The following is a 228-nucleotide window of genomic DNA, read 5'->3' as shown; positions in this document are numbered from 1 at the left end:
CGACCATCCGTCCATCTCTTCGTAGATCGGGGTGCAGCGCCCCTGCTGGTCCGCGGCCGTGGGCAGATAGTCCAGCACCTTGCCATCCAGATCGTAGCCCACGCAGATTTTCAGCGTCTCGAACCCGTCCAACACATCGAGTTTCGTCAACGCGATCCCGTTCACCCCGGAAGTGGCACAGGTCTGCCGCACCAGCGCCGCATCGAACCAGCCGCAACGCCGCTTGCG

General features: G+C 63.6%; 1 protein-coding gene. It reads right to left on the bottom strand.

From position 1 onward, the window contains the following. The coding region (locus E0702_RS18545) for an adenylosuccinate synthetase (protein ID WP_205742168.1) at positions 1-228 on the bottom strand (228 nt) is incomplete at both ends.

The organism is Halomonas marinisediminis (assembly GCF_004347715.1).
Taxonomy (GTDB): Bacteria; Pseudomonadota; Gammaproteobacteria; order Pseudomonadales; family Halomonadaceae; genus Halomonas; species Halomonas icarae.
The sequence above is the reverse complement of the archived record's forward strand: the minus strand, read 5'-3'. Positions and strand labels throughout refer to the sequence as shown.